Origin of the sequence: Pseudomonas rhizozeae, assembly GCF_031583775.1 — a bacterium.
Taxonomy (GTDB): Bacteria; Pseudomonadota; Gammaproteobacteria; order Pseudomonadales; family Pseudomonadaceae; genus Aquipseudomonas.
Genome location: NZ_JAVLSB010000021.1, coordinates 633,610 through 655,175, shown reverse-complemented (window position 1 = coordinate 655,175; position 21,566 = coordinate 633,610). Strand labels below are relative to the sequence as shown.

The window sequence follows — 21,566 nt, the reverse complement described above, 5'->3', positions numbered from 1 at the left end:
CCACAGGCCGATCAGAACGCCGGCAGTACCGCGCCTTTGTACTTCTCAAGAATGAAGGCTTTGACTTCCGGGCTGTGCAGCACGGCGACCAGTTTCTTGATCGCGTCGCTGTCCTTGTTGTCCGGGCGGGCCACCAGGATGTTCACGTAAGGCGAGTCGTTGCCTTCGATGACCAGCGCATCCTTGGCCGGATCCAGCTTGGCTTCCAATGCATAGTTGGTGTTGATCAGCGCCAGGTCGACCTGGGTCAGCACGCGCGGGATGGTCGCGGCTTCCAGTTCACGGATCTTCAGGTCTTTCGGGTTTTCGGCAATGTCCTTGACCGTGACGAGGATGTTGCTCGAATCCTTCAGCGTGATCAGGCCAGCCTTTTGCAGCAGCAACAGCGCACGGCCGCCGTTGGTGGCGTCGTTCGGGATCACCACATTGGCGCCGCCCGGCACGTCGTCCAGCTTCTTGAACTTGCTGGAGTACGCACCCAGTGGTTCCAGGTGTACACCGGCCACCGCTACCAGATCGGACCCACGGCTCTTGTTGAATTCATCCAGGTACGGCTGGTGCTGGAAGAAGTTGGCGTCGAGGCGTTTCTCCGCCACTTGCACGTTGGGCTGGATGTAATCGGTGAAGACCTTGATCTTCAAGTCCACACCTTGCTGGGCCAGGGTCGGTTTGACGAACTCGAGAATCTCCGCGTGCGGCACCGCCGTGGCGGCAACACTCAGGGTCTCGTTAGCCTGGGCGGAAAACGCCGCCACTGCAGCGAGGGCAACCAACAGTCTTTTCATTTACAAACTCCTTGTGCGGCGCCCACTTCAGGCACCGGCCGGCGCGCGGGCCGACTCATGGTAAGTGGCGGCGTGCAGCGTTATTTGCGCGAGAAATGCGCGACCAGTTTGTCGCCCACGGTTTGCAGCACTTGAACCAGCACCACCAGCAGAATGACGGTGACCAGCATCACGTCATTCTGGAAACGCTGATAACCGTAGCGGATCGCCAGGTCACCCAAACCACCGGCGCCGACCACACCGGCCATGGCGGTGTAACCCACCAGCGTAATAGTGGTCACGGTGATCGCGGCCAGGATGCCGGTACGCGCTTCCGGCAACAGGGCGTTGAACACGATCTGCCGGGTCGTCGCGCCCATGGCCTGGGTGGCTTCGATGATGCCGCGATCGACCTCACGCAACGCGGTTTCAACCAGCCGCGCAAAAAACGGCGCCGCGCCAATCACCAGCGGCGGGATGGCCCCGGCCACGCCGAGGGACGTCCCGGTAATAAAGATAGTCGTGGGAATCAGCACGATCAGCAAAATGATGAACGGCAGCGAGCGCACCACGTTGACCACGAACGCCAGCGCCGAATACACGCCTTTGTTTTCGAGCAACTGCCGTGGGCCGCAGAGGAACAGCAACACCCCCAACGGCAAGCCAAGTATCACGGTGAACACCAGCGAACCGCCGAGCATCAGCAGAGTGTCGCCAGTGGCTTCCCAAATGTCCGCCCAATCGATGTTGGCGAAAAAACCCAGTAACAGTTCCATCAGCGCAGCACCTCCATGTGGACGTCGGCGGCGGTGAAGCGGGCGAACGCCGCTTCCATGTCACCGCCGGTGACTGCCAGAGTCAGTTGCCCGTAAGGCGTGTCTTTGATGCGATCAATGCGCCCGGCGAGGATGCTGTAGTCGACCCCGGTTTCCCGCGCGACGGTACCCAGCAACGGCGCGTAGGTCGCGTCGCCCTGGAACGTCAGGCGTACGATGCGACCCGGTACGTGAGCGAAGTCATCGCGCTGTTCGCCTTCGTCGATCTGCTCGTCTTCCTGCACGAAACGCTTGGTGGTCGGGTGCTTGGGGTGCAGGAACACCTCAGCCACCGGACCTAGCTCGACGATCACGCCAGCATCCATCACCGCCACCTGATCGCATACCCGGCGGATCACGTCCATCTCGTGGGTGATCAGCACGATAGTCAGTTTCAGCTCGCGGTTGATCTCGGCCAGCAGTTGCAGGACTGACGCCGTGGTTTGTGGGTCGAGCGCGCTGGTGGCTTCGTCGCACAGCAGGATTTTTGGCTTGGTGGCCAGGGCACGGGCGATGCCGACGCGCTGCTTCTGGCCGCCGGAGAGTTGCGCCGGGTACTTCTTGGCGTGATCGGACAGGCCGACCCGCGCCAGCAATTCGGCGACACGCTGCTCGACTTCACTGCGGGACAATTCACCGGCCAGGGTCAGCGGCAGCGCGACGTTGTCGGCCACGGTCTTGGAGGACAGCAGGTTGAAGTGCTGGAAAATCATCCCGACTTGCTGGCGAAAGCGCCGCAGGCTCGGGGCGTCCAGCGCGGTGACTTCTTCGCCGTCGACGAAGATCTTGCCGCCGCTGGAGTCTTCCAGGCGATTGATCAGACGCAGCAGGGTACTTTTTCCCGCACCGGAATGGCCTATCAGGCCATACACCTGACCGTTCTCAATCGACAGATTGGTCGGGTGCAGCGCGGGGATATCCTTACCGGCGACGCGGTAGGTTTTATGGACGTTTTGAAACTCGATCACGTAGCGAACCTTGTGGGGCGCGGTGGAAAAGGATCAGCGGTAAGCCGGGCGCGCATTTTAGCCTGTCCGTATAGAGGTTCTTAGCATTTATTTGCTCGGCGTCATTCGATTTGGCAATAACGCGATCAAAGGTCATAAAAAAGGAACGGCTTGAGACTCCCGCCAGTCACTACCTAAGCAACTCGAAAATGCCCCGGACCGTGCCTGGGGAATATTCTGACGAGTCCTGGCTACGGCGGGGATCGCAACAAGGAGTTAATGACTGATGAGCAACAAGAAACCTCAAGCGCCGAAAAGCGCAATGGCCGGGACCGACACCCTGGACCGTGGCAACACTAACGCCAAACTCGAAAGCCTTGAACAGTTCCGCTCCGACGCCACCGAACAGGCCTTGCGCACCAATCAGGGCGTCAAGGTCTCGGACAACCAGAATACCCTCAAGGCCGGCGCCCGCGGGCCGTCGCTGCTGGAAGACTTCATCATGCGTGAAAAAATCACGCATTTTGACCATGAGCGGATCCCGGAGCGCATCGTCCACGCCCGCGGCGTCGGCGCCCATGGCTATTTCCAAAGCTATGAAAACCATGCCGCGTTGACCAAGGCCGGTTTCCTACAGGATCCGCAGAAAAAAACCCCGGTCTTCGTGCGCTTTTCCACGGTGCAAGGCCCACGCGGCTCGGGCGATACCGTGCGCGATGTACGCGGTTTCGCGGTCAAGTTCTTCACCGACGAAGGCAACTTCGACTTGGTGGGCAACAACATGCCGGTGTTCTTTATCCAGGACGCGATCAAATTCCCGGACTTCGTCCACGCGGTGAAACCCGAGCCGCATAACGAAATCCCCACCGGCGGCAGCGCCCACGATACGTTCTGGGACTTTGTATCGCTGCAACCGGAGTCGGCGCACATGGTGATCTGGGCCATGTCGGACCGGGCGATCCCGAAGAGCCTGCGCACCATGCAGGGCTTCGGCGTGCATAGTTTCCGCATGATCAACGCCGAAGGCACGGCGAACTTCGTCAAATTCCATTGGCGCCCGGCAGCCGGGACTTGCTCGCTGCTGTGGGACGAAGCGCAGAAACTGGCCGGCAAGGACACCGACTACCACCGTCGCGACCTCTGGGAGTCCATCGAAATGGGCGACTACCCGGAATGGGAATTCGGCGTTCAGATCATCCCTGAAGAAAACGAACACGACTTCGATTTCGACATCCTTGATCCGACCAAGATCATCCCCGAAGAGATCATCCCGATCACGCCCCTGGGCAAAATGGTGCTCAACCGTAATCCGGATAACTTCTTCGCCGAAACCGAGCAAGTCGCGTTTTGCCCTGGGCACATCGTGCCGGGCATCGACTTTTCCAACGATCCGCTGCTGCAAGGCCGGCTGTTTTCCTACACCGATACGCAAATCAGCCGACTCGGTGGGCCGAACTTTCATGAGATCCCGATCAACCGTCCGGTGGCGCCGTTCCATAATGGCCAGCGCGACGCCCTGCATCGCACCACCATCGACAAGGGCCGCGCCGCCTACGAGCCGAATTCTATCGACGGTGGCTGGCCGAAAGAAACCCCGCCCGGCCCGGTGGACGGTGGCTTCGAAAGCTACCCTGAGCGCGTCGACGCGGCGAAGATCCGCCAGCGTAGCGAGTCGTTCGGCGACCACTTCTCCCAGGCGCGGCTGTTCTTCCACAGCATGAGCAAGCACGAGCAGGAACACATCATCGCCGCCTACAGCTTTGAATTGGGCAAGGTCGACCGGTTGTGGATTCGTGAGCGGCAAGTGAACGAAATTCTCGCCAACATCGACCTCGAACTGGCCAAGCGTGTGGCGCAGAACCTTGGTTTGCCAGCGCCCAAGGCAGGCACTATCGACGTGCGGAAAATCTCCCTTGAACAGTCGCCGGCTCTGAGCCAGGCCAATTTGCTCTCGGGCGATATCAAGACGCGCAAAGTCGCGGTGCTGGTAGCGAACGGCGTCGATGCCGCAGCGATCGATGCGCTGAAGAAGGCACTCACCGCCGAAGGTGCGCATGCCAAAGTGCTGGGCCCGTCGTCGGCGCCGGTCACCACCAAGGATGGCAAAACATTGCCAGTGGATGCATCGATGGAAGGTTTGCCGTCGATTGCTTTCGACGCGGTATTCGTGCCGGGTGGCGCGGATTCGATCAAAGCCCTCAGCGGCGACGGCGTGGCCCTGCATTACCTGCTGGAGGCCTACAAGCACCTGAAGGCGATTGCACTGAACGGTGAAGCCAAGCAGTTGCTGGACGTGCTGAAGCTGGAAGCGGATGCCGGGTTGATCGTGGGTGTCGATGCCAAATCGATGAAGAACTTCTTCGCGGCGATTGCCCAGCATCGGGTTTGGGATCGGGAGCCTAAGGCCAAGGCGATTCCGGCTTAACCGTCAGGACGCTTTCGCGAGCAGGCTCGCTCCCACAAGATTGGGTAACACCCTTTCCAATGTGGGAGCGCGCCTGCTCGCGAAGTTTCTTAAGGCTTACGCGGACTCAACACCATCTGCGCCGGCACGGTGCGCAAGATCTGCTTTTGCAATGTCATGTCAAAGCTGGCCTCCAGCTTTTTCACCCGCTTGCTCAGCAACGTCGCCAGCCATGGGTAATCCTGAGTGCGCGGCGTCTGGATGATGACGTCGCACTGGTAATTCACCACATCAGCGGCGATGGCATCGAGTTGCCGACGCAGTTTCGCCATATCACCGATGTTCAGTGCAACCGTGGTGCTTTCAGCGGTCGGATCGATCACCCGCGCCTTAGGCTTGGCTTCAGCGGCCAGCAACGCAGCTTCGGCTTTGTCCAGCTCAGCCTTTCGCGCATTGACGATGGCGTTGTTGACGCCACCGGTCAGCGCCGGTGCCTTGGGCATCAGCGCACGGGCGCGGCTCAGGGCAGTAGCGGCGGCGTTGACATCACCTTTCTGCAACACAATCTGACTACGGCGCAGGTAGGCTTCGGCCAGTTGCCGCTGGTATTGCTCCAGCGACTGGTCGTTGGGGTATTGGGTTTGCAGCGTGGCCAATTGATCTTCGGCGGTGGCCAGCTCACTGCTGGCCAGGTTTTGCTCAAGCTGCGCGATGGCCGTGGCCCGCGCATCGGGGACCTCGGGGGCCGCCGGCGGCGTGCTTTGGCAGGCACCCAGCAGCAGGGAAAATGCGGCAAGGAGCAGATAACGGGAGGCGAACGGCTTCATTCCTGCGACTCTCTATTTGCGCAAAAAACGAGCAAGTCTACACCCCTCGACGGGGCAGGACAAAACTCAGCAGAAACAACGCGGCGGCCACGACGACAATCGAGGGCCCGGCCGGGGTGTCCTTGAACCACGATAACGCCAGCCCGCCGCACACTGCCAGCATGCCCAGCAGGCTCGCGCCCAACGCCATCTGCTCCGGCGAGCGGGCGTGACGCTGTGCCGCTGCCGCCGGAATGATCAGTAACGAAGTGATCAGCAACACGCCAACGATTTTCATCGCCACGGCAATCACCACGGCGATCAAGAGCATCAAGGTCAAGCGCAGCGCCGCCACCGGCAGGCCCTCGACCGTGGCCAGCTCCTCGTGGACGGTAATCGCCAGCAAAGGCCGCCACAGCGTTACCAGCAGCGCCAGCACCGCCGCGCTGCCGCCGAGGATCCACGCCAGATCAGTGGGGCTGATCGCCAGCAGGTCGCCGAACAGATAGGCCATCAGGTCGATCCGCACTTCGTGCATGAAGCTTAGGACCACCAGCCCCAGCGAGAGCGTGCTGGGCGCAAGAATGCCCAATAAGGTGTCGGACGCCAGCGGTTGGCGCTGTTGCAGGGTCACCAGCAACACCGCCAGCAACAGGCAACCGACGGTGACCGCCACGGTCGGGCTGACATCCAGCAAAAAGCCCAGGGCCACGCCGAGCAGGGCGGCGTGGGACAAGGTGTCGCCAAAGTAAGCCATGCGCCGCCAGACCACGAACGAGCCCAACGGCCCCGCCACCACCGCCAGCGCCAGACCTGCAAGCAGGGCGTATAACAGAAAATCAGCCATGCTTGCAGTTATCCCCGTGCACATGAACATGGCCGGCGGCGGCCTCAGTGACCACCGACCCGTGCAAGTCATGGGCATGGTCATGGTGGTGGTGATAAATCGCCAGGCTCTGGGCGTTTTTGCCGAACAACTCGACGAACGCCGGATCGCCGCTGACCTGTTCCGGGTGGCCCGAGCAACAGACGTGGCGATTGAGGCAGACCACCTGATCGGTCGTGCTCATCACCAGGTGCAAATCGTGGGAGACCATCAACACGCCGCAGCCGTGACGGTCACGCAGACGGGTGATCAGGCTGTACAGCTCGGCCTGGCCAGCGACGTCGACGCCTTGCACCGGCTCGTCCAGCACCAGCAGTTCGGGTTCGCGCAGCAGCGCCCGGGCCAGCAACACACGTTGCATTTCGCCACCAGAGACGCTTTGCACCGGGCTGTCGATCACCTGTTCGGCACCCACTTCCTTGAGCGCGGCCAAGGCACGGGCGCGATCCACGCCGGGCACCAGGCGCAGGAAGCGCAGCACCGAGAGCGGCAAGGTCGGATCGACGTGAAGTTTTTGCGGCATGTAACCAACGCGCAGCTTCGGCTTACGCCACACGCTGCCGCTGTCGGGCTTGAGCAGGCCGAGCACCGCGCGCACCAGAGTGGTCTTGCCGGCGCCGTTGGGGCCGATCAGGGTGACGATCTGCCGTGGCTCGACGCTGAGTTCGATGTTATCCAGCACGTTTTGTCCGGCGAAGGTGACGGCGACCTTGTCCAGACGGATCAGCGCGTTGCTCATCAAGCCCCCTGGCAACCCGAGCAGAGGCCGACCACTTCAACGGTCTGGGCTTCGACGATGAAACCGACGTCCTGGGCGCTGAAGACAATCGCGTCGCTGATGGATTTTTGTTCAAGCTCGATGGCGGCGTGGCATTCGCGGCAGATCAGGAACTGGCCCTGGTGCGCGTGCTCCGGGTGGTTGCAGCCGACAAAGGCGTTGAGCGAAGAGATGCGGTGGACCAGGCCGTTTTCCAGCAGGAAGTCCAGCGCACGGTACACGGTGGGCGGCGCGGCACGGCGACCGTCCTGCTCGCTGAGCACGGCGAGGATGTCGTAGGCGCCCAGCGGCTTATGGCTTTGCCACACCAATTCAAGCACCCGCCGGCGCAGGGCGGTCAAGCGCAAGCCTTGACGTGCGCACAAAGCATCGGCCTCTGACAGAGCGCTGTGCACGCAATGAGAGTGGTCGTGAGGACGGCTGGCAATCGGTGTTTTAGGCATGAGCGGCGACGAGTTTTGTGAGAGACGTTATTATGTTACCCGTTCTCGCCTCTTCGAGTGGTCATCGTGTCCCGACTTTTTTCTATCTTTGTCGCATTTGTCGCAACTTTTCTGCTGATCGGCCCGGCCAGCGCGGAAGTCAAAGTGCTCACCAGTATCAAGCCGCTACAGCTGATAGCCGCGGCCGTGCAGGACGGCGTGGCGATTCCGGAAGTGCTGCTGCCGCCCGGCGCCTCACCGCATCACTATGCGCTGCGCCCATCCGACGTACGGAAGGTGCAGTCGGTGGATTTGCTGTACTGGATCGGCCCGGACATGGAAGGTTTCCTGCCCCGAGTGCTGAATGGCCGGACGCTGCCCAGCGTCGCCGTGCAGGATTTGCCCGGCCTGAAGCTGCGGCACTTTACCGAAGACAGTCATTCGCACGCCGAAGAGGCTGACGAGCGTGACCATGATCACCGCCCTGGCAGCCTCGACGCGCACTTGTGGCTGTCGCCGGTCAACGCCCGGGTGATCGCCGGTAAAATGGCCGCCGACCTGAGCGCCGCCGACCCGGCCAATGCCGCGCGCTACCAGAGCAACCTCAAGGCCTTTGATGAACGCCTGGACGCCCTCGACCTGCGCTTGAAGGCTCGCTTGGGCGCCATCGCCGGCAAGCCGTACTTCGTGTTCCACGAAGCCTTCGATTACTTCGAAGACGCTTATGGGCTCAAGCATGCCGGCGTGTTCAGTGTCACTGCCGAAGTCCAGCCGGGCGCGCAGCATGTGGCGGCGATGCGCACGCGTTTACAGGCAGTGGGCAAAACCTGCGTATTCAGCGAGCCACCGCTGCGCCCACGCCTGGCGGAAACCCTGGTCGCCGGCCTGCCGGTGAAACTGGCCGAGCTGGATGCCTTGGGCGGCTACACCCCGGCAACTGCACAAGGTTATGAACAGGTGCTGGAGAAATTGGGGAATGACTTGGCCGGGTGCCTGGAGTCGTTGTAAGGCTATCCGCTTCACTGTGGCGGGGACTTCTTGTGGCGAGGGGGCTTGCCCCCGATGGGCTGCGCAGCAGCTCCCGCTTTTCAGTCAGATGAATCGCAGGGGAGCGCTTCGCACTCCAGCGGGAGCAAGCTCCCTCGCCACAAAAGCTTCGCAGAGCCTCAGAAGGCAAATGGCAGCGAAATACTCACCTGCTGCCGCTGCGCCAAGCGCTGCTGGAACTCCATCGGGTCATGAATCAGCACGTCCTGCCCGGCAAACGATTCGGCGGCAATCAGGCGCGACAGCCAGAACCGCACGCACGCCACCCGCAACATCGTCGGCCACAACTCAGCTTCGGCCGCGCTGAACGGGCGCAACGCCGCATAGGCGCCCAGCAACGCACGGGCCCGCGCGCCGTCGAGCACGCCCTGCTCGTCCGAACACCAATCGTTCAAGGCAATCGCCACGTCGTACAGCATCGGCCCGGAACAGGCGTTGTAGAAGTCGATCAGCCCGGTCAGGTGCGTGCCTTCGAACATCGCGTTGTCGCGGAACAGGTCGGCGTGGATATTGGCCCGTGGCAGCGCGAGAATTTTCTGTTTTTGCGCGCTGATTTCTTCCAGCGCCCGGCCCAGCAGCTCGCTTTGCCCGGCGTCCAGATGCGAGAGGAACGCCGTGCCCTCCTCCAGCATCCAGTCCAGGCCGCGATCGGTCTTGCGCTTGATCATTTTGTCCTGGGTCGCCAGGTGCAGATGGCCCAGCAACTCGCCAACCTGGGCGCAATGCTGCGCGTTGGCGACCTTGATGTGCTTGCCCGCCAGCCGTGGTTGCAGCAGCGCCGGCTTGCCCGCCAGCTCGCGCAACGCCACGCCATCGGTGGTGCGCAGGGCGTAGGGCACCGGTAGTTCAGCCTCGTGCAACACGTCGAGCAGCTCGATGAAGAACGGCATCTCCTGCACCGGACCGCGCTCGACCAGGGTCAGGACGAATTCGCCCTGCTCCAGGCTGATGAAGAAATTGGTGTTTTCGCTTCCGGCGGCGATTCCCTGGAAATCAAGCAGACGGCCGAGCCCGTAAGGGGCAAGAAAGGTTTCCAGCTCAGGCCGAGCCAGGGGGGTAAACACAGACATGGTTAGCACTGCCAGTACGCGCGCCGCCGCTGAAGCCGGCGCCGGTTGAAATTTAAGAAGCTACTTCCACTCGAAAATCTTCCACGACGGAATCAGCATATCCGGCTGATCCGAGCGGATGAAGTTTGCATCGCTACCGTCGGCGCGCACCAGGAAATAGGGCGGCGCTCCCTTGGGGGTCACCTTGATCGCGTAGAGGAAACCGTTTTGCCGGTACTCCTGAATAACATTGTCGCCCTCAGTGCGGATGGTCACATCCGGTTCTGGCGTGGGCGCATCGTCCGCTGCCATGACGGCCATCGGCGCGATTGCAAACAAGCTGAGCAGCAGGAAGCGATTTAGCGTGCGCATGATAACCTTGTCCCTTTGTCGTCAACGGTCCCGCTATTCTAGCGCCGGACCCGCCGAAAAGGTTGATCCTGCTCATGAGCCAAGCCCCCCTCGTCCTGGTGGACGGTTCGTCTTACCTGTATCGCGCCTTCCACGCGCTGCCACCGCTGACCACCTCCAAAGGCCTGCCGACCGGTGCGGTCAAGGGCGTGTTGAACATGCTCAAGAGCCTGCGCAAGCAGTACCCGGACAGCCCGTTCGCCGTGGTGTTCGACGCCAAGGGCGGGACGTTTCGTGATGACATGTATGCCGAATACAAGGCCAACCGCCCGAGCATGCCCGATGACATGCGTGTGCAGATCGAGCCGCTGCACCAGAGCGTGATCGCCCTGGGTTTCCCGCTGTTGTGCGTCGACGGCGTGGAGGCCGATGACGTGATCGGGACCCTGGCCCGCAGCAGCGCCGCCGCCGATCGCCCGGTGGTCATCTCCACTGGCGACAAAGACATGGCGCAACTGGTCGACGGCCACATTACCTTGGTCAACACCATGACCGGTAGCGCACTGGACGTGGAAGGCGTGAAGGAGAAATTTGGCGTCGCTCCGGAGCAGATCATCGATTACCTGGCACTGATGGGCGATTCGTCCGACAACATCCCGGGTGTTCCGGGCATTGGCCCGAAGACTGCCTCCGGTTTGCTGGTCGGCGTCAATGGCGGGCTTACCGAACTCTACGCGCAGTTGGATATCGTGCCGACCTTGCCGATTCGCGGCGCCAAAACCCTGCCGGCCAAGCTTGAAGAGCACAAGGAGATGGCATTCCTTTCCTATCAATTGGCGACCATCAAGATCGACGTGCCACTGGACATCGGCCTTGATGAGTTGCAAATGAAGGCGCCGGATCACGATAAGCTCGCTGAGCTGTACACCTTGCTGGAATTCCGCAGCTGGTTCGAAGACAACCAGCGCGACGCCAAGCGTGCCGGCCAGGAAGTGACGGCCCCGGTGGCTGAAGCGGAGACCGCCGAGCAGACCGAACTTGCCTACAGCACCATTCTGACTCAAGCCGATTTCGACCTGTGGCTGAAGAAGCTCAACGACGCCACGCTGATCGCTTTCGATACCGAGACCACTGGCATCGACGCACAGCAGGCGCAACTGGTAGGTGTGTCCTTCGCGGTCAAGGCCGGCGAAGCGGCCTACGTCCCGCTGACCCATTCCTACATGGGCGTGCCCGATCAACTCGACCGTGACACCGTACTGCGCGCGCTCAAGCCGATCCTCGAAGACCCGACCAAACTCAAGGTCGGCCAGCACGCCAAGTTCGACATGAACATCCTCGCCAACTGCGCCATCGGCGGCGACCAGGAGTGCGGCATCACGGTGCAAGGCATCGCCTTCGACACCATGCTCGAATCCTATGTGCTCGACTCCACCGCCACCCGCCACGACATGGACAGCCTCGCGCTCAAATACCTTGGGCACACCACCACCAGCTTCCAGGACATCGCCGGCAAAGGCGTCAAGCAACTGACCTTTGACCAGATCGCCCTGGAACTCGCCGGCCCCTACGCCGCCGAAGACGCTGACGTGACACTGCGCCTGCACCAGACGCTGCAGGAGAAACTCAACGCCATCCCGAGCCTGAGCACCGTGCTCACGGAGATCGAGATGCCGCTGGTGCCGGTGCTGGCGCGTATCGAGCGCCAAGGCGCGTTGGTTGACGCCAACCTGCTGGGGATCCAGAGCGTTGAGCTCGGCGACAAAATGGTTGCGCTGGAGCGTGAGGCATTTGCCATTGCCGGCGAGGAATTCAACCTCGGTTCGCCGAAGCAATTGGGCGTGATCCTGTACGAAAAGCTCGGTTTGCCGATTCTCAGCAAAACTGCCAAGGGCCAGGCGTCCACCGCTGAAGCGGTACTGGCGGAACTGGCCGAGCAGGACTTTCCGCTGCCCAAGGTGCTGATGCAGTACCGCTCGATGAGCAAGCTGAAAAGCACTTACACCGATCGTTTGCCGGAGCAGATCAACCCGCGCACCGGGCGCATCCACACGTCCTACCATCAAGCAGTCGCGGCGACCGGGCGCTTGTCCTCCAGCGATCCGAACCTGCAGAACATTCCGATCCGCACCGCCGAGGGCCGCCGCATTCGCCAGGCGTTCGTGGCGCCGAAAGGCTACAAACTGCTGGCAGCGGACTATTCGCAGATCGAACTGCGGATCATGGCGCACCTGGCCAAGGACGAGGGCTTGCTGCACGCGTTCCGCAATGATCTGGACGTGCACAAAGCCACGGCCGCAGAAGTCTTCGGCGTCGAATTGGCGGACGTCACCACCGACCAACGCCGCAGCGCCAAGGCCATCAACTTCGGCCTGATCTATGGCATGAGCGCGTTCGGCCTGGCCAAGCAGATTGGCGTCGACCGCAAGCAATCCCAGGCGTACATCGACCGCTATTTCACGCGTTATCCGGGCGTGCTGGCGTACATGGAGCGCACCCGCACCCAGGCGGCCGAGCAGGGGTTCGTCGAAACCATTTTCGGCCGGCGCCTGTACCTGCCGGACATCAACGCCAAGAACCCGGCCCTGCGCAAAGGCGCCGAGCGCACGGCGATCAACGCGCCGATGCAAGGCACCGCGGCCGACATCATCAAAAAAGCCATGGTGGCGGTGGATGGCTGGCTGACCAGTTCCGGGCTCGATGCCAAGGTCATTCTGCAGGTGCACGATGAATTGGTGCTCGAGGTGCGCGAGGACCTGGTGGACCAGGTGCGCGAGGACATTCGCCGACACATGAGCACCGCCGTGACACTCGACGTGCCGCTGTTGGTTGAAGTGGGCGTAGGCAATAACTGGGACGAGGCGCACTGAGGCGCGGCAAAGACATGGCACCGCGACGAATAGTCGCGGTGCTTGAGTTAGCGCGGAACGATTCAGGGTTTATTTCGAAAAGTTACTGAAAAAATCTGAACTAATGTTGTGAATCGTCACTCAGAGTTACTGAATGGCTGGTGAAGCCCTTCAATGCTCCTATGTTGTGTTAAGTGTTGGCAGATATCTGGACCCCGCCCTAACGGTCCGGAACTTGGACCCCGAACTTCCCCCTCCCCATAAGAAGTCCGGGGTTTTTTTTGCCTGCGATTCCTACTCCGCGCCTTCCGCGCCCTTATCCGCCAGCTCCATCCAGTCCGCCAATACAGTGTAGGCGTCTTCCAGGCCCATGCGTTTTGGCGCCGAGAATAACTGGATGGTCACCGCATCGCCCCAGCCTTTACGGATTTCTGCCTGAACCTTGAGCAGGGTATTTTTCGCCGCGCCATAGGTCAGCTTGTCGGCCTTGGTCAGCAGGATGTGCATCGGCATGCCGGCGGCAACGGCCCAATCGAGCATTAACAGGTCGAAGTCAGTCATCGGGTGGCGGATGTCCATCATCAGAATCAAGCCCTTCAAACTCTCCCGTCCACCCAGGTACGCTTCCAGATGACGCTGCCAGTGCATCTTCAGCGGAATCGGTACTTTTGCGTAACCGTAGCCCGGCAGGTCGACCAGACGGCGTTCATCGTCTAGCTTGAAGAAGTTCAACAGCTGTGTGCGACCCGGAGTTTTCGAGGTGCGCGCCAGGCTGGCGTGAGTCAGGGTGTTCAACGCGCTGGATTTACCTGCGTTGGAACGGCCGGCGAAGGCGACTTCAAAGCCTTCGTCATCGGGACATTGGTCGACCTTGGCGGCACTGAGCATGAAGGTGGATTGTTGGCACAGGCCGAGGATGGGGTTCTTGAGTTGCATGGGATTTCCGATGTGGGCGGCGCCGGGAATGGACGCGGCAAGCGGTGTCGTTTCCGTTTCAGTGACGCCAGTATATAATGCCGCAGATTTTGTGTGCGCTTTGTCCCAGCGTAGGATGAAGTTCACGAGAGCGATTGACCTTGATTGCGCACTAGAACGCAGAACGCTCTCAAACCCTGAAAAGGTTGCTGTATGACGAAATGGCTGCTGGCTGCCGGAGTCTTGATGCCGCTTTACAGCGCGCAGGCTACACAGGATCCGGAAGCTGTGTACAACCGTTCTTGTGGTGCCTGTCATTCCGGCCAGCTTCCCAACGCACCCCGCAAGGGCGATCAGGAAGCTTGGCAGCCGAGGTTGGCCAAAGGTATGGGGACGCTGGTGCAACACGTGACCCAGGGTTTCAAGGCGATGCCGCCGCGTGGTTTGTGCATGGACTGCAGTGCCGAGGATTACCAAGCCATCATCCACTGGATGAAAGAGTAAACCCGGTCCATAACTTAACCCTTAGCCGTAGTTGGATTAGCTGATGAACAAATTGATCGTGAGTCTGCTGTTGACCGTGGGGATCTCCGGTGTTGCGCATGCTGCAGGTGATGCGGCTGCTGGCCAGGCGAAAGCCGCAGTATGCGGCGCCTGTCATGGCCCGGATGGCAACAGCATGGCGCCTAACTTTCCAAAACTGGCGGGTCAGGGTGAACGCTACCTGAACAAGCAACTGCACGACATCAAGTCGGGCAAGCGCGTCGTCCTGGAAATGACCGGCCTGCTGACCAACCTGAGCGACCAGGACCTGGCCGATATCTCCGCCTACTTCGCCAGCCAGAAAGGCAGCGTCGGCGCCGCCGATCCGAAGATCGTCGCACGGGGTGAAGCCCTGTTCCGCGGCGGCGACCTGGCCAAGGGCCTGCCGGCCTGCACCGGCTGCCACTCGCCCAACGGCTCTGGCAACGCAGCCGCCGGTTTCCCACACGTTGGCGGCCAGCACGCTCAATACATCGCCAAGCAGCTCACCGACTTCCGCAAGGAAGAAGGCGGCCGTAACAACGACGGCGACACCAAGCCAATGCAGAGCATTGCGAAAAAACTGAGCGACGAAGACATCGCCGCAGTCTCCAGTTACATTCAAGGCTTGCACTAAGCCCGACTGATCGAGTCCTGCGAGAGGCCTACATCTCTTGCAACGTTAACACTCGATTAATCTGTCGCTGCAAGCATAAAAAGGGTGGCCTTGGCCGCCCTTTTTTGTGGCCGCTGCCGTTACACTAGCGAACTCAAGCCCGCCAGGACCTGTCTGAAAACAGGTCGCGCGAGGCGACCTTATTTGCCCAGGAGTAAAGCATGCGTAATCTGATCATCAGCGCCGCTCTCGTCGCTGCCAGCCTGTTCGGCTTCACCGCCCAAGCGGCCGAAGCGCCCGCCGCCCCTTATGTCGAACTGGCCAATCCCGTGCCCGTGGCCGTGCCTGGCAAGATCGAAGTCGTCGAGTTGTTCTGGTATGGCTGCCCGCACTGCTACGCCTTTGAGCCGGTGATCAATCCTTGGGTTGAAAAACTGCCGTCCGACGTCAACTTCGTGCGCATTCCCGCCATGTTCGGCGGTCCTTGGGACGCTCACGGTCAACTGTTCCTGACCCTCGAAGCCATGGGTGTCGAGCACAACGTGCACGCAGCAGTCTTTAATGCGATCCAGAAAGAACACAAGAAGCTGACCGACAAGAACGAGATGGCCGATTTCATCGCCACTCAGGGCGTCGACAAAGAGAAATTCCTCGCCACCTTCGACTCGTTTGCCATCAAAGGCAAAATTGTCCAGGCCAAAGAGCTGGCCAAGAAATACGAGATCACTGGCGTGCCTACCATGATCGTCAACGGTAAATACCGCTTTGATATCGGCTCCGCTGGCGGTGCCGAACAAGCCTTGCAACTGGCCGACCAGTTGATCGCTAAAGAGCGAGCGGCCGCCAACAAGGTCGCAGCGAACTAAGCGCGGCCCGCGCCATGCGCCGCTGGGGAACCGAACGCATCGTTGGCCTGCATGAACCGCGGGTCAACGAGCATCACCTGTCATCCACGGGCTTACCCGCAGACAGCCGTCTACGCCTGCTCAGCTTCAACATTCAGGTCGGCATCAGTACCGAGCGCTATCGGCATTACCTGACCCGCGGCTGGCAGCACCTGCTGCCGCACACGGGGCGCGCCGATAACCTGCAGAAAATCGGCAACCTGCTGGGCGACTTCGATCTGGTCGCGCTGCAAGAGGCCGACGGCGGCAGCCTACGCTCGGGCTACGTCAACCAGGTCGAGCACTTGGCGCAACTCGGCGCCTTCCCGTATTGGTATCAACAACTCAATCGCAACCTCGGGCGTCTCGGCCAGCACAGCAATGGTGTGCTCAGCCGTTTGAAGCCGTGGGCGATCGAGGATCATCCGCTGCCGGGGCCCAAGGGTCGCGGGGCGATTCTCGTGCGTTTCGGCGAAGGCCCCGAAGCGCTGGTGGTGGTAATGATGCACCTGGCCCTTGGCGCCCGAACGCGGACGATGCAACTGGCGTACATCCGCGAGCTGATCGGGGACTACAAACACCAGGTGCTGATGGGAGACATGAACACCCACGCCAGCGATTTGCTGCAAAACTCGCCGCTGCGCGACCTCGGCCTGCTCGCCCCGCAAGTCGAAGCCACCTTCCCCAGCTGGCGCCCGCAGCGCTGCCTGGACCACATCCTGCTCAGTCCGACCCTGACCCTGGAAAAGGTCGCAGTACTGGCACAGCCGATTTCCGATCACCTGCCGGTCGCGGTCGAGATTCGTTTGCCGGGTTCGCTCACGGCTGATGCATTGCCCGCGTTGAGTCCTGACCCTCGCGGAACCCCATGAATGAGCGACGACGCACAGCGCTGGAAAGAGAAATACCTCAAGAGCATTGAACAACAGGAAAAACTCGAACGCCGCTGGGACGCGCGTCTCGACCTGTTGCGCCGTGGCTTGGTACGCAGCACTCTGGCCGCCGAAGGCACCGACCGCGCCGTCGATCAATGCATGAAGGAAATGCGCGACGTGGTGCGCTCCGATGAGATGGACGCCGGCCTCGCGGCCTTGCTGCCCCGCCTGGAAAAAGCCGTGCTCGACTCCGAGCAGCGTCGCGCCACTCGGATCAACCAGACCAGCAGCGCCCTCACCGCGCTGGTTACGCAGTTGCAGAAACTGCCCTTGCCCCGGGAAGTCAGCCGGCCGCTGAAGAATTTCGCCAAACAGTTGGACAGCCGCGTCAGCCAGGCACGGGAAATCCCCCTGCTGCTCAGCGAGTTGAGCGGCCTGCAAGGCAAAGCCCTAAGCCAGTTGGAAACCCCCGCCGAGCCCCATCGGCCGGGCCTGCTGCAACGCTTATTCGGTGCGCAGGCGGATGAAACAGTGCCCGCCTCCAACGACCAGTCCGCAGCGCCATCGGCTCATCCGCAATCGACGGCACCCGCGCCCGTCAACCAGACACCGGAACCTGCACCCACGGAGCACCCGCTTGCGCCCCGCGCCGCGGACATCGAAGCAGTCAGTACCGAGATTGCACCCGGCAAGGCCGAAGCCGGAGCTGAGCCCGCCTCCCCGCAGGAGGTGATCCAGGCCCTCGCCGCTCCGGTCGCCGAATCGCCGCCCCCCGCGCTTGCCGAACCTTCGGTATCGATCAGTCCGCCCGAGCCCGTCTCCGCCCAATCGTTGCCGGAGTTCGAACCGCAACCCGCAGCGGCACAGGGCAATCCCGACGAGGTCACCCCGCTTGCGCCGTCTGGATTGCCTGCCCTGGCCGAAAGCGAGCAACCGTCAATCCCCCTCGAGGGCGACCAACTCGAGCACGACCACGAACAAGACTCGGCATACGCCCTGCCCGACTCTCCAGAGCCGTCCTACAGTTCGGTGGCCAAACACATCGAGGACACCCTGCTTGGCCTGCTCGAAGACCTGGCCTTACCCGAGCGCCATCGCCCGCAAGCCGAGGCCATGCGCGACCGGCTGCAAAACGGCCTGAACTGGTACGAGTTGCTACCGATCCTCGACGATCTGGCGACGCTGATGCTCGCAATCACCGACAGCGGCCAGCATGAATTCGAAGCCTACCTGCAGCGTTTGAATGAGCGTCTGGAGTCATTCCAGAGCAACTTGCAAGCGGCGAGCGAAGGCCATGCAGACAGTCACTCCGCCGCCCGGGACATGGACACGCAGATCCGCGAACAGGTCGGCGGTCTGCACAGCAGCATGCAGCAAGCCGCCGACCTCGATGACCTCAAGCAGGTTCTTGAGAACCACCTCGAAGGCCTGCTCGGCACCATGGATCAGCACCAGAAACAGCGTGACCAGCGCGAGCAGGAAGTCGCCGCGCGCCTTAAAGGCCTGTCAGAGAGGGTCGCGCACATGGAGCAGGAAGCCCTGGGCTACCGCGAACACCTGGAAGAACAACGGCAAAAGGCACTGGTCGATCCGCTGACCGGTCTGCCCAACCGGGCCGCTTGGAGCGAACGGCTGGAGCACGAGATCGGCGAATGGCAACAACACGGCAATACCCTGCTGTTGGCCATGCTGGACCTCGATCACTTCAAGAGCATCAACGATAACTACGGCCACCTGGCCGGCGACAAAGTCCTGAAGATCATCGCCACCGTGCTGCGTAAGCGCCTGCGCGGCACGGATTTCATCGCCCGCTTTGGCGGTGAGGAATTCGTCGTACTGCTGCCAGGCACGGTGCCGGCTGTCGGTGCCAAGTTGCTGGAAAGCCTGCGCGCGGCGATTGAGGCGTGCCCGTTTCACTTCAAGGGCGAGCGCGTGACTATCACCGTATCCATGGGGCTGACGGCGTTTAAATCCGGCGAACCGAGTGATCTAGTGCTCAAACGAGCTGATCAGGCGCTGTACCGGGCGAAAAATGCCGGACGCAATCGGGTCGAACTCGGCTGACAGGCAAAGTGTTCCATTTTGTTTAAAGCGCGGTTTCAGCGATCCGGGATCGAGGGAGTACGTTACACTGTTGCAATATTGTCTTGCGTGTACTGTCCTCTGCCATGAAATGCCTTGCTCTGATTGCGTCGATATTGCTGCTGGCCGGATGTGCCAGCGGTCCGCGCTTCGACACCAGCCATCCTTCCGTCAATTACGACAGCCGTATCCAGTTCGTGGTGGTGCATTACACCTCGGCGTCGCTGGAACGCTCGCTGGCGTTACTGACCCACGGCGAAGTCAGCAGCCATTACCTGATCGGCGACGACGATAAAGCGACCATTTACAAGCTGATCGATGAAAACCAGCGCGCCTGGCACGCCGGCGAGAGCGAATGGGAGGGCCGAACCTGGCTCAATTCCAGCTCCATCGGCATTGAAATCGTCAATCCCGGGTTCAAGGACACCCCGACCGGCCGACTCTGGTACCCCTACAGCGAAGCGCAGACCCAAGCGCTGATTGTCCTGCTCAAAGACATCTGCCAGCGCAACGGCATTAACCCGCGCAATATCATCGGCCATAGCGACATCGCCCCGCTGCGCAAGCTTGATCCCGGTCCGCTGTTTCCCTGGAAACGGCTGGCCGACGCAGGCCTGGGCGTGTGGCCGAATGCGCAGACCGTCGCCCGCTATCAAGCGCAATTCGCCTCACAGCCGCCAAGCATCAGCTGGTTCCAGAATGAACTGGCGCGCCTCGGCTACTCGACGCCGCAAACCGGCGAGCTCGATGTTGCCACCCGCCATGTGCTGGCGGCATTCCAGATGCGCTACCGCCCTTCCCGCTTCGACGGCAACCCGGACGCCGAGAGCGCCGCGATCCTGCAAACCCTCAATCAGACAAAATAATGACGCCCGCCCGACGGTCGCAGCAAATCCTCAATTAGCAGCTATAACTCATTGGTAATTCTTCGGATATCCCGTGATGGCTGCTGCCCGAGAGACGCTGCGTCGCTTGTTTTATCGCCCTTGGTTCGTGGCGATGCTCGCGGCTGTCTTCAGTGCGTGCCTGCTGGGCGCAGGGAGCCTGGTGCTGGCAAAGCATCAGGTGCAGCAGAACGAAAGCCAGGAAATGAACGCCCAAGGCGAGCGATTTCTGGCCCGCCTGGAACAGTTGTTCGGGCAATTGCGCGAAAGCCTCGACGATCTCCAAAACCAGCCCCTGCGCGGCTGCAGCATCGACATGATCGCCACGTTGCAGCAAGTCAGCTTCAGTTACCGTTTTGTGTATGAAGCCGCTTATTCCGACGGGCGTCTGTTCTGTTCCAACCGACCGCTGCAGGCCGGTCTGCCGGAGATGCGCGCGCCGGATATTCAGGGGCCGACCTACAGCTATTGGCTAAACACTACCACCGAACCCGATGAGAACCGTGCGGCGCTGATGCTCGGCCGGGGCAACTTTCGGGTCGCCACCTCGCGCGGCCACCTTACCGACATGGTTGACCTGTCACCCGGCAGCAGCTTGCTGGTGGTGCTCGACCACGGCCAGCGCGCGATCCCGGTAATGGGTGCCGCGCAGGTCTGGCCACCTACCGAAGCCTGGCCACCGTCGGATAAAAACGCGCTGCACGTCACCTCCACGCGGTTGATTTACCGCATGCCCACCGACAACCCTGAATATCAACTGGTGCTGATTACCCCGCGCACCGGGCTGCCCATCCCTGCCGCGTGGTGGTGGCTACTGCCGGCCAGCCTGCTGCTCGGCGCTTTTGTCGGGTTTCTGGTGTTCTTGCTGGTGCGCCAGCGCCAGTCGCTGGATGCCGAGCTACACGGGGCGATACGGCGGGGCGAGTTGCAGGTGCTGTATCAACCGATTTTCGACCTCGACAGCCGCCACTGCGTGGGGGCCGAGGCCTTGTTGCGCTGGCGCCGACCTGACGGCACGCTGACCAGTCCCGACCTGTTTATCCCGATGGCGGAAAACACCGGGCAGATCCGTCAGATGACCGATTTCGTGCTGCAACGCCTGCTCGAACAACTCGGCCAGCTACTGCGCGCCAACCCGCAGTTGTACATCTCGGTCAATCTGGCCGCGTGTGACGTGATGGTCCCCCGCATCGGCCAGGTGATGGCGCGACTGCTGGCGTTGCATCGGGTAGCGGCGCGTCAAATCGCGTTCGAAGTGACCGAGCGCGGCCTTATCGATGTGGTCGTCGCGCGGGAAAACCTGCAAGCCTTGCGCGATGTCGGGCATCAAGTGCTGATCGATGATTTCGGTACCGGTTATTGCAGCCTGGCGTATCTGCAAACCCTGCCGGTGGATTGCCTGAAAATTGACAAGGCCTTCATTGATGCGCTGGGCCACGATGCCGCCAGTAGTGGCGTGGCGCCGCACATCATTCACATGGCGCAGGCACTGCAATTGAAGGTAATTGCCGAAGGTATCGAGCTCGAATCCCAAGCCGCGCTACTGAGCAGTGAGGGGGTGAAGTTCGGCCAGGGCTGGCTGTTCGCCCATGCGTTGAGCGCCGTGCAACTGATCGAGCTGATCACCCCAGGCCGCCGGGGCAGCCGACGCCTGGATGACGAAGCCTGAG

Annotated in this window: 20 protein-coding genes; 10 read left to right on the top strand and 10 right to left on the bottom strand. The window is 61.3% G+C overall.

Annotated elements, in window-relative coordinates:
- Nucleotides 1–11: 11 nt before the first annotated feature.
- The 3 genes from RG836_RS07310 to RG836_RS07300 form a co-directional block, all read right to left on the bottom strand.
- Nucleotides 12–785, bottom strand: coding sequence for a MetQ/NlpA family ABC transporter substrate-binding protein (locus RG836_RS07310; RefSeq protein WP_310844392.1), 774 nt, complete (start codon nt 783–785; stop codon nt 12–14).
- Nucleotides 786–865: 80 nt separating this feature from the next.
- Nucleotides 866–1,540 carry a methionine ABC transporter permease gene (locus RG836_RS07305; protein WP_310844391.1) on the bottom strand — a complete coding sequence of 225 codons (675 nt, stop codon included), beginning with the start codon at nt 1,538–1,540 and terminating at the stop codon, nt 866–868.
- Nucleotides 1,540–2,547 carry a methionine ABC transporter ATP-binding protein gene (locus RG836_RS07300; protein WP_310844390.1) on the bottom strand — a complete coding sequence of 336 codons (1,008 nt, stop codon included), beginning with the start codon at nt 2,545–2,547 and terminating at the stop codon, nt 1,540–1,542. Before RG836_RS07300 ends, RG836_RS07305 begins: the two co-directional genes overlap by 1 nt.
- Before the next feature lie 265 nt (nt 2,548–2,812).
- Here RG836_RS07300 and katE point away from each other — a divergent pair, with 265 nt between their 5' ends.
- Nucleotides 2,813–4,951: a catalase HPII gene (gene katE / locus RG836_RS07295; RefSeq protein WP_310844389.1), complete on the top strand. Its 2,139-nt coding sequence runs from the start codon at nt 2,813–2,815 to the stop codon at nt 4,949–4,951.
- 89 nt (nt 4,952–5,040) lie between these two features.
- On the opposite strand, the gene RG836_RS07290 is transcribed toward katE, so the two are convergent.
- From RG836_RS07290 to zur, 4 genes are read right to left on the bottom strand one after another with little or no spacing between them, the layout of a single operon-like run.
- Nucleotides 5,041–5,757 carry a PA5502 family lipoprotein gene (locus RG836_RS07290; RefSeq protein ID WP_310844388.1) on the bottom strand — a complete coding sequence of 239 codons (717 nt, stop codon included), beginning with the start codon at nt 5,755–5,757 and terminating at the stop codon, nt 5,041–5,043.
- Nucleotides 5,758–5,794: 37 nt separating this feature from the next.
- A complete protein-coding gene (gene znuB, locus RG836_RS07285) occupies nt 5,795–6,583 on the bottom strand; it encodes a zinc ABC transporter permease subunit ZnuB (protein ID WP_310844387.1) in 789 nt (262 codons plus the stop codon).
- Nucleotides 6,576–7,361, bottom strand: coding sequence for a zinc ABC transporter ATP-binding protein ZnuC (znuC, locus tag RG836_RS07280; RefSeq protein ID WP_310844386.1), 786 nt, complete (start codon nt 7,359–7,361; stop codon nt 6,576–6,578). The genes znuB and znuC overlap by 8 nt, the downstream gene beginning before the upstream one ends.
- A complete protein-coding gene (zur, locus tag RG836_RS07275) occupies nt 7,361–7,843 on the bottom strand; it encodes a zinc uptake transcriptional repressor Zur (RefSeq protein ID WP_310844385.1) in 483 nt (160 codons plus the stop codon). The genes znuC and zur overlap by 1 nt, the downstream gene beginning before the upstream one ends.
- Nucleotides 7,844–7,909: 66 nt before the next feature.
- Between zur and RG836_RS07270 the strand changes: the two genes are divergently transcribed.
- Entirely contained in the window at nt 7,910–8,830 is a 921-nt protein-coding gene (locus tag RG836_RS07270; protein WP_310844384.1) for a zinc ABC transporter substrate-binding protein, read from the top strand.
- Between the two features lie 158 nt (nt 8,831–8,988).
- On the opposite strand, the gene RG836_RS07265 is transcribed toward RG836_RS07270, so the two are convergent.
- Nucleotides 8,989–9,939, bottom strand: coding sequence for a homoserine kinase (locus RG836_RS07265; RefSeq protein ID WP_310844383.1), 951 nt, complete (start codon nt 9,937–9,939; stop codon nt 8,989–8,991).
- 60 nt (nt 9,940–9,999) lie between these two features.
- Nucleotides 10,000–10,290 carry a DUF2782 domain-containing protein gene (locus RG836_RS07260; protein WP_310844382.1) on the bottom strand — a complete coding sequence of 97 codons (291 nt, stop codon included), beginning with the start codon at nt 10,288–10,290 and terminating at the stop codon, nt 10,000–10,002.
- Between the two features lie 74 nt (nt 10,291–10,364).
- Here RG836_RS07260 and polA point away from each other — a divergent pair, with 74 nt between their 5' ends.
- The gene (gene polA / locus RG836_RS07255; RefSeq protein WP_310844381.1) at nt 10,365–13,139 is read left to right on the top strand and encodes a DNA polymerase I; all 2,775 of its coding nucleotides are present in this window, start codon (nt 10,365–10,367) and stop codon (nt 13,137–13,139) included.
- Nucleotides 13,140–13,412: 273 nt separating this feature from the next.
- Here the strand turns inward: polA and yihA are convergent, their stop codons facing one another.
- Nucleotides 13,413–14,054 (bottom strand): ribosome biogenesis GTP-binding protein YihA/YsxC, encoded by a 642-nt coding sequence (yihA, locus tag RG836_RS07250; protein WP_310844380.1) that lies wholly within the window; start codon nt 14,052–14,054, stop codon nt 13,413–13,415.
- A 192-nt stretch (nt 14,055–14,246) separates the two neighbouring features.
- Between yihA and RG836_RS07245 the strand changes: the two genes are divergently transcribed.
- From RG836_RS07245 to RG836_RS07215, 7 genes are all read left to right on the top strand, one after another.
- A complete protein-coding gene (locus RG836_RS07245; protein WP_310844379.1) occupies nt 14,247–14,537 on the top strand; it encodes a c-type cytochrome in 291 nt (96 codons plus the stop codon).
- 43 nt (nt 14,538–14,580) lie between these two features.
- Nucleotides 14,581–15,192: a c-type cytochrome gene (locus RG836_RS07240; RefSeq protein WP_310844378.1), complete on the top strand. Its 612-nt coding sequence runs from the start codon at nt 14,581–14,583 to the stop codon at nt 15,190–15,192.
- A 200-nt stretch (nt 15,193–15,392) separates the two neighbouring features.
- A complete protein-coding gene (locus RG836_RS07235; RefSeq protein WP_310844377.1) occupies nt 15,393–16,037 on the top strand; it encodes a thiol:disulfide interchange protein DsbA/DsbL in 645 nt (214 codons plus the stop codon).
- 14 nt (nt 16,038–16,051) lie between these two features.
- Nucleotides 16,052–16,927, top strand: coding sequence for an endonuclease/exonuclease/phosphatase family protein (locus RG836_RS07230; RefSeq protein WP_310844376.1), 876 nt, complete (start codon nt 16,052–16,054; stop codon nt 16,925–16,927).
- On the top strand, nt 16,928–18,994 hold the full coding sequence (locus RG836_RS07225) for a diguanylate cyclase (RefSeq protein ID WP_310844375.1): 2,067 nt from the start codon (nt 16,928–16,930) through the stop codon (nt 18,992–18,994).
- A gap of 104 nt (nt 18,995–19,098) precedes the next feature.
- The gene (locus tag RG836_RS07220) at nt 19,099–19,878 is read left to right on the top strand and encodes an N-acetylmuramoyl-L-alanine amidase (protein WP_310844373.1); all 780 of its coding nucleotides are present in this window, start codon (nt 19,099–19,101) and stop codon (nt 19,876–19,878) included.
- Between the two features lie 76 nt (nt 19,879–19,954).
- A complete protein-coding gene (locus tag RG836_RS07215; protein WP_310844372.1) occupies nt 19,955–21,565 on the top strand; it encodes an EAL domain-containing protein in 1,611 nt (536 codons plus the stop codon).
- Nucleotide 21,566 lies beyond the last annotated feature (1 nt).

Excerpts from the sequence above, each read along its gene's own strand:
- RG836_RS07310 (WP_310844392.1), bottom strand. The coding sequence starts at position 785 with ATGAAAAGACTGTTGGTTGCCCTCGCTGCAGTGGCGGCGTTTTCCGCC.
- RG836_RS07305 (WP_310844391.1), bottom strand. The coding sequence starts at position 1,540 with ATGGAACTGTTACTGGGTTTTTTCGCCAACATCGATTGGGCGGACATT.
- katE (WP_310844389.1), top strand. The coding sequence starts at position 2,813 with ATGAGCAACAAGAAACCTCAAGCGCCGAAAAGCGCAATGGCCGGGACC.
- RG836_RS07290 (WP_310844388.1), bottom strand. The coding sequence starts at position 5,757 with ATGAAGCCGTTCGCCTCCCGTTATCTGCTCCTTGCCGCATTTTCCCTG.
- znuB (WP_310844387.1), bottom strand. The coding sequence starts at position 6,583 with ATGGCTGATTTTCTGTTATACGCCCTGCTTGCAGGTCTGGCGCTGGCG.
- znuC (WP_310844386.1), bottom strand. The coding sequence starts at position 7,361 with ATGAGCAACGCGCTGATCCGTCTGGACAAGGTCGCCGTCACCTTCGCC.
- zur (WP_310844385.1), bottom strand. The coding sequence starts at position 7,843 with ATGCCTAAAACACCGATTGCCAGCCGTCCTCACGACCACTCTCATTGC.
- RG836_RS07265 (WP_310844383.1), bottom strand. The coding sequence starts at position 9,939 with ATGTCTGTGTTTACCCCCCTGGCTCGGCCTGAGCTGGAAACCTTTCTT.
- RG836_RS07260 (WP_310844382.1), bottom strand. The coding sequence starts at position 10,290 with ATGCGCACGCTAAATCGCTTCCTGCTGCTCAGCTTGTTTGCAATCGCG.
- polA (WP_310844381.1), top strand. The coding sequence starts at position 10,365 with ATGAGCCAAGCCCCCCTCGTCCTGGTGGACGGTTCGTCTTACCTGTAT.
- yihA (WP_310844380.1), bottom strand. The coding sequence starts at position 14,054 with ATGCAACTCAAGAACCCCATCCTCGGCCTGTGCCAACAATCCACCTTC.
- RG836_RS07245 (WP_310844379.1), top strand. The coding sequence starts at position 14,247 with ATGACGAAATGGCTGCTGGCTGCCGGAGTCTTGATGCCGCTTTACAGC.
- RG836_RS07240 (WP_310844378.1), top strand. The coding sequence starts at position 14,581 with ATGAACAAATTGATCGTGAGTCTGCTGTTGACCGTGGGGATCTCCGGT.
- RG836_RS07235 (WP_310844377.1), top strand. The coding sequence starts at position 15,393 with ATGCGTAATCTGATCATCAGCGCCGCTCTCGTCGCTGCCAGCCTGTTC.
- RG836_RS07230 (WP_310844376.1), top strand. The coding sequence starts at position 16,052 with ATGCGCCGCTGGGGAACCGAACGCATCGTTGGCCTGCATGAACCGCGG.
- RG836_RS07225 (WP_310844375.1), top strand. The coding sequence starts at position 16,928 with ATGAGCGACGACGCACAGCGCTGGAAAGAGAAATACCTCAAGAGCATT.
- RG836_RS07220 (WP_310844373.1), top strand. The coding sequence starts at position 19,099 with ATGAAATGCCTTGCTCTGATTGCGTCGATATTGCTGCTGGCCGGATGT.
- RG836_RS07215 (WP_310844372.1), top strand. The coding sequence starts at position 19,955 with ATGGCTGCTGCCCGAGAGACGCTGCGTCGCTTGTTTTATCGCCCTTGG.